The sequence below is a fragment of the Microbacterium lacusdiani genome, assembly GCF_054779895.1.
In genome coordinates this window covers 86,399-93,039 of sequence record NZ_BAAGXJ010000027.1, presented here as the reverse complement: position 1 = coordinate 93,039, position 6,641 = coordinate 86,399, and the positions used below count along the sequence as shown (strand labels likewise).

Sequence of the window (6,641 nt, the reverse complement as noted above, 5' to 3'; positions counted from 1 at the left end):
ACACACCGCCTGCGGCGGCCGACCCCCGATCAGCCGGGTGTCACCAACCTCATGACCGAGTACACCTAGCCGTCGATCACGGCGGCGAGCTCGTCGAGGAACGACGACAGGTCGACGCCGCGGCGCACGATGCGCTGCGCGCTGTCGGGCTCGCCGAACACCTCCACGAACTGCTCGAACACTGTCTGGAACGCCTCGCGGTCGCCCTCGCTGAACGCGACCAGCGCGACCACGTGCACGCGCGCGTCGCCCCACGGCACCGGCTGCTCGCTCACGCCGATCGCGATCGCCGTCCGCGAGGCCGTCATCTTCAGCGCGTGCGGCACCGCGAGCGTCTCGGCGAACGCGGTGGACGACAGCCGCTCCCGCTCGATCGTGCTCTCGACGTAGTCCTCGCCGATCACGCCCTGCGCCACGAGCAGCGCGCCGAGATCCCGGATCATGCCCTCCTCGCCGCGCGAGGCGTCCAGGCCGCGGAGGAAGGCGCCCGGCGCGAAGTACCGCGCGAGCTCGGCCCGCAGCCGCCCCAGCCGGCGGGCGCGGCGGACCCGGCTCGCCGCCGCCGCGACGCGCTCCACGTCGGCGTCGGTGAGGAAGGGCTGGATGCGCACGATCCGGTCCGCCGGGGCGCGCCCCTCCGCGAGCGGCGGCTCGATCGTCGTGAGCACGAGGTCGGTGTCGATCGCATCCCAGTCGGGGTCGACGCGCGTCTCCACCCCCGTGACCTCGATCGAGCGGCCGAGCGAGCGGTCCACGCTCGAGCGCAGCAGCTCGTGCAGCTCGTAGTACCCGGGGCACACGATCGTGGCGGTGAGCGTCGTCTCGGCCCGGCGGCTGCGCTCCAGGCGGCCGCCGACGTGCATGGCGATGTACGCGATCTCGTCGTCCCGGATCGGCACGCCGAGAGCGTCCGACAGCTCGCTCGCGATCGACACGGCGACGTCGAAGATCATCGGGTACGCCGACTTGAGCGTGCGGGTCAGCGGGTTGCGCGACCACGCCTGCTCGCGTGCACGGTGCACGAGGTTCTGCACGTGGAGCGAGAGCCGCTCCACGAAGTCGTCGTGCGCGATGTCGACCAGGTAGCGGTCAGCCGCGTGCTCGACCGCCCGGCGCACGACCGCCGCGATCGCCGGGTCCGGCGCCACGGCCGGCTCGTCCCGCGAGCCCGGCACCACGATCCGGGTGAGCACCAGCGCCGCCAGGTGCAGCCGATCGCCCTCGCCGAGGTCGACGCCGAAGTGCTCGCGCGCGAGCGCGCCGATCGCGTCTGCGATGCGGACCCGCACCTCCTCCGGCTCCCCGTGGACGGCCTCGAGCGCACGGCCCTGCGCGACGCGATCCGCCGCGATCGCGACGTGCAGCACCACGTCGGCGGCCGAGAACTCGTTGACGAAGAAGCCCTGCTCCCCCAGCCGCGCCACGAGGTCGGACTTGAACGCGCCGAGCGCCTCCGACGGGATCGCCATGGTGTCGGCCGCGCGGCGCAGCGCGTCGAGGTCGAACGCGCCGGCCTCCATCTCGTCGTGCGCCAGTCTGCTCACGAAGCGGCGCTGCGCGAGCTCGGTGCCCGCGAGCCGCACGCGCGGGCCCGAGCGCTCGAGCGACAGCCCGCTCGCGTCGCCGCCGCCGAGCATCGCCCGGACGCGCCCCAGGTCGGCCTCGAGCGTCGCGGCGCTCACGTGCATCCGCTCGGCCGTCTCGTAGACGTCGATGCCGTCGCCCGCGTCGAGCAGGGCGCGCACCAGGGCGTGCAGGCGCTCGCGCGGCGTCCCGGCGTCCGGCTCCGAAGCCGCGCGCAGCGCGGCGGCCGCCGAGGCCGTGGCGCGGTACCCCGCGGGCCCCGACTCGATCGCATCCCCGCCCGGGACGCGCGCGTTCAGGGCCGTCACATACGTGCGCACGCTGCGCGGCGTGACGCCCAGCTGGTCCGCGAGCGTCGCCGCGGTCACCCAGTCGCCGCGGCGCATCAGGATGCCGAGCACCCGATCCTGCCGCCGTCTCGTCACACGGCAAGTCAATCAGACGACGTCGGGGCGGAGCCTTTCTTCCGCCCGGGCGGAAAGAACCCTCCTTGCCGCCCCCTCGGCGCCGGGCCAGGATCGATCGGAAGGGAAAGTGACAGATCGATGAGGATCCTCGTGGTGTGCGGTGCCGGTGCCTCCAGCACCTTCGTCGCCCTCCGGCTGCGCAAGGCCGCGGCCGATGCCGGGCTGCCCGTCACCGCCCTGGCGGGCGCAGAGCCCTCCCTCGCGATCGACCTGGACTCGGCCGACGTCGTGCTCGTCGGCCCGCACCTCGAGCGCTCCCTCGACGACATCCGCGCGCTGGCCGCGCCCCGGGGCGTGGCGGTCGCGCTGCTCCCCGACGACATCTTCTCCGACCTCGACGGCAGCCGCGCGCTCGCGCTGGCGCGTGCCGTCGCCGAACAGGACCCCGCGGCGCGGGGTCCCCGACACGACTCCGCATCCGCGGAGACCGCCTGACGAAGGGATCACCATGGCCACTCGCACCGTTCGCATCGGATCGTCGCACGGGCTTCACGCTCGCCCCGCGAAGCTGTTCGCGCAGGCGGCGAAGGACGCCGGGATCCCGGTCACGATCGCCAAGGGCGACGGCAAGCCGGTCAACGCCGCCAGCATCCTGGGCGTGATCGCGCTCGGCGTCGAGCAGGGCGACGAGGTCACCCTGACGGCCGAGGGCGAGGGCGACGAGGGCGTCCTGGACAGCCTGGCCGAGCTGCTCACCACCGACCACGACGCGCAGTGAGCGTCATGGCCGAGACGATCACCGGCGTCGGCATCGGGCTCGGCGTCGCGCAGGGCCCCGTGGCCCGCATGGCCGAGCGCGCCCCCGCGCCGAAGGACGCCGCGAGCGACCGCACTCCCGAGGAGGAGACCGCCCGCGTTCGCGAGGCCGTCGCCGCCGTCGCGGCCGAGCTGTCACGCCGCGCCGAGACGACGGAGGGCATCGCCCGCGACGTGCTCGAGGCGCAGGCGATGATGGCCGAGGACCCCACACTGGAGGAGGCCGTCGACGCCCGCATCGCGGCCGGCAAGACCGCGGAGTGGGCCGTGCACGACGCGTTCGCGGAGTTCCGCGCCACGCTCGAGGCGGTCGGCGGTTACCTCGGCGAGCGCGCGGCCGACCTCGACGACGTCGCGGCCCGCGCGATCGCCCACCTGCGCGGCGAGCCGGCCCCCGGCGTCCCCGCGCCCGGGCACCCGTTCGTGCTGGTGGCGCAGGACCTCGCCCCCGCCGACACGGCGCTGCTCGACCTCGACCCCGCCTCGCCGAACCGCGTGCTCGCGCTCGTCACGACCGAAGGCGGCCCCACCTCGCACACCGCGATCCTCGCGCGTGAGAAGGGCATCGTCGCGGTCGTGGGCGCCGCCGGCGCCGCGTCGCTCGCGGACGGCGACACCGTGATCGTCGACGCCGCCGCCGGCGCCGTCGTCACGTCGCCGACCGCGGAGCAGCTGGCCGACGCGCAGCGCCGGGTCGACGAGCGCGCCGCGGTGGAGGCCGCTCCGTGCACGCCCGGCGCGCTGGCCGACGGCACCGCGGTGCCGCTGCTCGCCAACCTCGGATCGCCCAAGGGCGCGGCCGAGGCGCTCGAGCTCGGCGCGGAGGGCGTGGGCCTGTTCCGCACGGAGTTCCTGTTCCTGAGCTCGAAGGAGGCGCCGAGCGTCGAGGCGCAGCGCGCCGAGTACGCCGCGCTGCTGACCGCGTTCGCGGGCAGGAAGGTCGTCGTGCGCGTTCTGGACGCCGGCGCGGACAAGCCGCTGCCGTTCCTCAACGACGCCGAGGAGGACAACCCGGCCCTGGGCCTGCGCGGCATCCGCGCCCTGCGCGCGAACGAGCAGATCCTGCGCGATCAGCTCACCGCGCTCGCGCAGGCCGACGCCGAGACCGACGCCGACCTGTGGGTCATGGCCCCCATGGTGGGCACGGTCGAGGAGGCCGTGTACTTCACCGGGCTCGCACGCGAGCTGGGGCTGAAGACCGCCGGCGTGATGGTCGAGGTGCCCTCGATCGCGCTCATGGCCGACCGCGCCCTCGGCCACACCGACTTCGCGTCGATCGGCACCAACGACCTGACCCAGTACACGATGGCGGCGGACCGCCTGCTCGGCTCGGTCGCGACGCTGCAGGATCCGTGGCACCCCGCGGTGCTGCGGCTCATCGCGCAGGTCGGCGACGCCGGCGCGAAGCACGGCAAGCCCGTCGGCATCTGCGGCGAGGCCGCGGCCGATCCGCTGCTCGCGGTCGTGCTCGTGGGCCTCGGCGCCACGACGCTGTCGATGGCGCCGGCCGCCCTGGCCGACGTGCGCTACTCGCTCGGCAGGTACACGCTCGACGACGCGCGCCGCATCGCGCAGGCGGCACTCGAAGCCGACGACGCGGCGGGCGCCCGGGCGGCCGCGAGGTCCGCGGCCGAGCAGCCCGCCGCATCCTGACCCCTTCCCCCATCACACACCCGAAGAAAGACGAGTCACCATGACCGACACAGCAGCCGCGGCGACGTCGCCGGGCGCACTCCGTGTGGGCGTGCAGAAGTTCGGCACGTTCCTCTCCGGCATGATCATGCCGAACATCGCCGCGTTCATCGCCTGGGGTCTCATCACGGCCCTGTTCATCCCGAGCGGATGGATGGGCAGCGAGGGACCCGTCGAGGCCTGGCGCTGGGCCGACTCCGCCATCCTCGGCGGCGGCACGGCGTCCGACGGCACCGAGTACCTCGGTCTCGTCGGCCCGATCATCACCTACCTGCTGCCGCTGCTGATCGCCTTCACGGGCGGCAACGTCGTGTACGGCCACCGCGGCGGCGTGGTCGGCGCCGTGGCGGCGATGGGCGTCATCATCGGGGCCCAGGGGACGATCATGTTCCTCGGCGCGATGATCGCGGGACCGCTCACGGCCGAGATCCTGAAGCAGATCGAGAAGCTGTGGGACGGCAAGATCCGGGCCGGCTTCGAGATGCTGGTCAACAACTTCTCTGCCGGCTTCGTCGGCTTCTTCGCCGCACTCGCCTCGTTCTTCTGGCTTGCGCCGGTCATGAAGTGGCTCACGGAGATCCTCGGAAACGCGGTCGGATGGCTCGTCGACACCGGGCTCATCCCCCTCGCGAGCATCATCGTCGAGCCCGCCAAGGTGCTGTTCCTCAACAACGCGATCAACCACGGTGTGTTCACTCCGATCGGCACCGAGCAGTCGCAGGAGTTCGGCCGCAGCCTGCTCTTCATGGTCGAGGCCAACCCCGGACCCGGTGCGGGCCTGCTGCTCGCGATCACGGTGTTCGGCGTGGGCGCCGCGCGCGCCACCGCGCCCGGCGCGTGGATCATCCAGTTCCTGGGCGGCATCCACGAGGTTTACTTCCCCTACGTGCTCGCCAAGCCGGTCCTGATCCTGGGCCTCATCGCGGGCGGCGCCACGGGCGTGCTGACGAACGTGCTGTTCGGCTCGGGCCTCGTCGCCCCGGCGTCCCCCGGCTCGATCTTCGCGATCCTGATCCAGACCGCGCCGGGCAGCCACCTCGGCGTCATCCTGGCCGTGGTGCTCTCGGCCGCCGTCACGTTCCTCGTGACCGCGGCGTTCCTGCTGGCCAGCCGCCGTCGCGACCTCGCGGCGGAGGCCGCGGGCGGCGACAAGTTCGCCGCGGCCGTGGCGCAGACGCAGGCCAACAAGGGCAAGTCGTCGGCCGCGCTCAGCGGGCTGGCGGGCGCCTCGACCGGTGCACTCAGCGCGTCGGCCCACGCGGTTCAGCGCGTCGTGTTCGCGTGCGACGCCGGCATGGGCTCGTCCGCCATGGGCGCCAGCGTGCTGCGCAGCAAGTTCAAGGCGGCCGGCCTGGACGACGTCACCGTCACCAACAAGGCGATCGCGGCGCTCGACGGCAACGCCGATCTCGTCGTCACGCAGGCGCAGCTGACCGACCGCGCGAAGCAGCGGGAGCCTGGCGCCGTGCACGTCTCGGTGGACAACTTCATGAACTCGCCGCGCTACGACGAGATCGTGGAGCTGCTGCTGACGCAGCGCGCCACCGCCGAGGTCAAGGCCGAGCACCCGGTGGCCGAGACCGTCCCGGCCGCGCCCGACGGGGTCGCCGGCACCGCGCCCGCCCCCGCCACGCGCGCCGAGGCCCGTGCGGCCGCGGCGGCCGCCGAGGAGGAGCCGCTCCCCGAGGACCCCGCCCGCCCCGACGAGGGCGTGCTGAGCCTCGGCAACGTGCGCATCCACGAGGGCTCCGTCTCGCGTGAGGAGGCGATCCGCGAGGCCGCCGACCTGCTGCAGCAGACGGGCGCCGTCACGAGCGCGTACCACGACGCGATGCTCGCCCGCGAGCAGACCGTGTCGACCTACATGGGCAACGAGCTCGCGATCCCGCACGGCACCAACGACGCGAAGGACGCGGTCCTGTCCTCGGCCCTGACGGTCATCCGCTACGACGGCGGCGTGGACTGGGACGGCGACGAGGTGCGCTTCGTGGTCGGCATCGCCGGCAAGGGCGACGAGCACCTGGGCCTCCTGCAGAACGTCGCGATGCTGTTCTCGGACGACGAGCAGGTCGCCCGGCTCAAGGCGGCGAAGACCCCCGAGGAGCTCTACGAGCTCTTCAAGACGGTGAACGAGGACTGATC

5 protein-coding genes are annotated in these 6,641 nt (G+C 73.5%); 4 read left to right on the top strand and 1 reads right to left on the bottom strand.

The features are described 5' to 3' along the window. Nucleotides 1–65: 65 nt before the first annotated feature. Nucleotides 66–1,970 carry a BglG family transcription antiterminator gene (locus ACYVGN_RS12085; protein ID WP_460791053.1) on the bottom strand — a complete coding sequence of 635 codons (1,905 nt, stop codon included), beginning with the start codon at nt 1,968–1,970 and terminating at the stop codon, nt 66–68. A 159-nt stretch (nt 1,971–2,129) separates the two neighbouring features. Here ACYVGN_RS12085 and ACYVGN_RS12080 point away from each other — a divergent pair, with 159 nt between their 5' ends. Genes ACYVGN_RS12080 through ACYVGN_RS12065 form a run of 4 tightly spaced genes read left to right on the top strand, consistent with a single transcriptional unit; the run spans nt 2,130 to nt 6,639 of the window. After that, nucleotides 2,130–2,486 carry a PTS sugar transporter subunit IIB gene (locus tag ACYVGN_RS12080; protein WP_055990388.1) on the top strand — a complete coding sequence of 119 codons (357 nt, stop codon included), beginning with the start codon at nt 2,130–2,132 and terminating at the stop codon, nt 2,484–2,486. A 13-nt stretch (nt 2,487–2,499) separates the two neighbouring features. Next, the gene (locus tag ACYVGN_RS12075) at nt 2,500–2,769 is read left to right on the top strand and encodes an HPr family phosphocarrier protein (protein ID WP_460791051.1); all 270 of its coding nucleotides are present in this window, start codon (nt 2,500–2,502) and stop codon (nt 2,767–2,769) included. A 5-nt stretch (nt 2,770–2,774) separates the two neighbouring features. After that, nucleotides 2,775–4,460 carry a phosphoenolpyruvate--protein phosphotransferase gene (gene ptsP, locus ACYVGN_RS12070; RefSeq protein WP_460791050.1) on the top strand — a complete coding sequence of 562 codons (1,686 nt, stop codon included), beginning with the start codon at nt 2,775–2,777 and terminating at the stop codon, nt 4,458–4,460. Nucleotides 4,461–4,500: 40 nt separating this feature from the next. Then, nucleotides 4,501–6,639, top strand: a complete 2,139-nt coding sequence (locus ACYVGN_RS12065) for a PTS sugar transporter subunit IIA (protein WP_460791049.1) — start codon at nt 4,501–4,503, stop codon at nt 6,637–6,639. Nucleotides 6,640–6,641: the final 2 nt, after the last annotated feature.